Origin of the sequence: Stenotrophomonas maltophilia group sp. Smal17 (genome assembly GCF_030237045.1) — a bacterium.
GTDB classification, from domain to species: domain Bacteria; phylum Pseudomonadota; class Gammaproteobacteria; order Xanthomonadales; family Xanthomonadaceae; genus Stenotrophomonas; species Stenotrophomonas forensis.
The window spans coordinates 1-3,565 of the sequence record NZ_JASJSU010000159.1 but is presented as its reverse complement, the minus strand read 5'-3'; the positions used below and the strand labels follow the sequence as shown (position 1 = coordinate 3,565).

2 protein-coding genes are annotated in these 3,565 nt (G+C 65.6%); both read right to left on the bottom strand.

From position 1 onward, the window contains the following. Positions 1 to 36: 36 nt before the first annotated feature. The gene (gene ligD, locus QRO93_RS21215) at positions 37 to 2,523 is read right to left on the bottom strand and encodes a DNA ligase D (RefSeq protein ID WP_180878548.1); all 2,487 of its coding nucleotides are present in this window, start codon (positions 2,521 to 2,523) and stop codon (positions 37 to 39) included. A 3-nt stretch (positions 2,524 to 2,526) separates the two neighbouring features. Next, a complete protein-coding gene (locus QRO93_RS21210; RefSeq protein ID WP_180878547.1) occupies positions 2,527 to 3,447 on the bottom strand; it encodes a Ku protein in 921 nt (306 codons plus the stop codon). Between the last annotated feature and the right edge of the window lie 118 nt (positions 3,448 to 3,565).

Below are 3,565 nucleotides of genomic sequence, written 5' to 3'. Positions count from 1 at the left end.
TGTGGGATGGCCGAGGTTGCCGGCCAGCGGCCGGCACTACCGCTTCAGCGACGGCAGCGTCTGCTTCAACCGTTCGATGCCGTGCCAGGGGTCGCCCTTCAGCCGTTTCGCGCGCGCCAGCGCCCTGGCCATCGGGAACGCATCGGCGGCGGTCACCTTTGCCAGTTCCTCCCAGCGCAACGGCACCGCCACGCCAGCGTTCGCGCGCGCCCGCAATGACCACGAACACACGCTGGTAGCACCGCGCGTGTTGCGCAGCCAATCGATGAAGATCACACCGCTGCGCTTCGCCTTGCTCATCGTCGCTACGTAGCGATCAGGCTGCTGCAGTGCCATCGCCTGCGCGAATGCCTCGCAGAACGCCTTGGCCTGCTCCCAGTCCGCCTTCGGCTGCAGCGGCACCACCACGTGCACGCCCTTGCCGCCAGACAGCCGCACGAAGCTCTGCAGGCCGATCTGCAGCAGGCGGTCGCGGACATCACGCGCCCCCGCTTTCACCTGCGCCCAGCTCACGCCGTCGCCGGGGTCGAGATCGAACACCAGGCGGTCCGGATGCTCCGGGTCGTCTACCGTCGCCCCCCACGGATGCAGCTCCAGCGTGTTCATCTGCACCAGCTGGAGCAGGCCACGCGCGTTGTCGATGTAGACGTAGTCCTCGCGTCCGCTCTTCTGCTGCAGGGGCACCGCATGCACGGCATCACCCAGCCCGGGGCCATGGTGCTTCTGGAAGAAGCAGGTCTTGCCGACACCGTCGGGACAGCGCAGCACTGACAACGGCCTGCCGGCAATCTCCGGCAGGATCCAGCGCGCCATCTGCCGGTAGTAGTCGGCCACGTCGCCCTTGCTGAGTTTCTGATCCGGGAATACCACGCGTTCGGGGTGCGTGATCTGCACCTCGCCCACGCTGTCCACGTCTGCAGCGTTCACTTCCAGGTCCTCCACCTGCTTGTCGTTGCGCAGCCGCTTGAAGCTGGCCTGGCGCAGCAGCCCTTCCTTGCCCCAGCCACGGAAGGCGACCTCGGCCACCGCCACCGGCTTCACCCAGCGCACGCTGGCGGCGCTGAACGGCACATGCGCCGGCAACGGCAGCACGGGGGTCTTCACCGCCAGCGGCTGCAGTGCCTTGTGCAGCGCGCGCAGGCGTTCATCGTCGAAGCCGGTGCCCACGCGACCGACATAGCGCAGGCCGGCCTTGTCCTGCGCGGCCAGAAGCAACGAGCCGAATCCCACCCGCGAACCCTTTGGTGCCGTGTGACCGACGATCACGAACTCGTCGGTGTCCTCGTGCTTGACCTTGACCCAGCTGCGCGCACGGGCATTCACATACGGAGCATCCACCTGCTTGCTCACGATGCCCTCGAAACCCGCCTTGCCACTGGCAGCGAACACCTGTGGCCCGTGATCGATCACATGCTCGCTGAAGGCGAGGATGCCGGGTACATTGCCCAGCAGCGCTTTCAGCAGCGCCTTGCGTTCCAGCAAGGGCGCGTGGCTGATGTCGGCACCGGCAACACCTGGCAGGTCGAAGACGATGTAGCGCAGCGGCTGTTTCGAACTGCCGTCGATCACCCGTTGCAGTGCTGCGAAGTCACTGCGGCCCTGCGCATCCAGTACCACCAGTTCACCGTCCAGGCGCGCATCGCGCACCGGCAGCGCCCGGATGGCCTGCACGACTTCGGGAAAATCGGCCGTCCAGTCCAGGCCGTTGCGCGAACGCAGTTTCACTTCGCCATCGTGCAGATCAGCCAACAGTCGATAGCCGTCCCACTTGATCTCATACAGCCAGTGCTGGCCATCCGGCGCGGTGTCGCGGTGATCGGTCAATTGCGGTTTGAAGGCGCGTGGGTAGGGCGTGTCACGTGCACCATCCAGTTTCAGCGCCCGCGCATGCCAGTGTGCATCGGCCTTGCGGGTAGTCCTGCGTGCGGCCGGCGTAGCGCGCTCTGTCCTTCCTGCCGTGCGCGCCTTCACCGCCGATGAGCGTTTCGGCACGGGCGCTTCCAATAGATCGTCCGCTTCGGCATCGCGCGCTTGCTCATCATCGCGCTTGATCAGCAGCCATTGCACCTGGCGCCCCTTCATCGCCGTGCGCACCAGCTTCCAACTGCCGGCCAACCGCTGCCCGTGCAGCACGAAGTCGATCTTGCCCGCCGCCAGCGCCTGCAATGGATCACCTTCACAGGCCCAGGTGCCATGATCGAAGACCTCCACGTGGCCGGCACCGTAATGACCTTCAGGGATGTCGCCCTCGAAGCCGGCATAGGACAGCGGATGGTCTTCCACTTCCACCGCCAACCGCTTCTCGCCAACGCGCAGCGAAGGCCCCTTCGGCACGGCCCAGCTCTTCAGTACACCGTCCATTTCCAGGCGGAAATCGTAGTGGCGCGAACTGGCGTGATGCAGCTGGATGACGAACGTTGGCCGTCGCTTCGGGTCACCGTGGGCGGGGGTGTCGTCAGGCTCCGGCGTCTGACCGCTGCCTCTGCCGAGGCGACGCTTGCGCCGGTACTGGTGCAGCGACATGGCTCAACCTGCCTTGCGCCGCGGTGCGGTCTTCTTTGTGGCCTTCTTGGTGGCCTTCCGCGCGGCTTTCTTCGCAGGCTTCTTCGCGGGTGCCTTGCGCGTTGCCGTCTTCTTCGCAGGCGTGCGCGTGTTCGCATCCAGGCTCTTCTGCAGCAGCGCCATGAAGTCGACCACGTTGGTGGCAGCATCCTCATGCGGGGCCGGCTCCTCTTCCACCCGGGTGGTGCCGCCCTTGGACTTGATACGCTTGTTCAGCACCTGCTGCAGGCGCTCGCGGAACTCATCGTGGTACTGCGAGGGGTCCCAATCACCGGCCATGGACTCGATCAGTTGCTCGGCCATCGCCGTTTCCTTGCCGGTGATGCGGTAGTCGGACAATTTCCCGCCGGGCAGCGCGTAGTCGTCCGGATCCACCAGTTCCTGCGGATAGCGCAGGATCATCAGCACCAGCGCGTCTGCCTGCGGCATTACCGCGCACAGGTACTCACGCGTGCGTACCACCACCCGCGCGATGCCCACCTTGCCGGTTTTGCGCAGCGTCTCGCGCAGCAGCACATAGCCCTTCTCGGCCTTCTTGCCTGGCACCAGGAGATACGGCTTCTCGTAGTAGCGCGGATCGATCTGCGCCGCATCCACGAACGATTCCACTTCCACCGCTTCGTGGCTCTCCGGCGCCGCCGAGCGGATATCGCCTTCCTCCAGCACCACGTAGCTGCCCTTATCGTACTCGTAGGCTTTGACGATGTCCTTCCAGGGCACTTCCTCGCCGGTATCGGCGTTGACCCGCTCGAAGCGGATCGGCTTGCGGTCGCGCGAATCGAGCATGCGGAACTGCAGGTCGACCTTGCGTTCGCCGGACATGAGTGACACCGGCACATTGAGCAGTCCGAAGGACAGCGTGCCGGTCCAGATTGGGCGGGCCATGGAGATTCCTGTGACGGGGCAGGGGACAGCCAGCTTCAGTCCGGCGATGTAAACCACCCGTGTCGGTGCCGTGCACGTGGGTTCTACGCAGATGCGGTAGTGGGGGGGGGGGGGGGGG

Excerpts from the sequence above, each read along its gene's own strand:
- ligD (WP_180878548.1), bottom strand. The coding sequence starts at position 2,523 with ATGTCGCTGCACCAGTACCGGCGCAAGCGTCGCCTCGGCAGAGGCAGC.
- QRO93_RS21210 (WP_180878547.1), bottom strand. The coding sequence starts at position 3,447 with ATGGCCCGCCCAATCTGGACCGGCACGCTGTCCTTCGGACTGCTCAAT.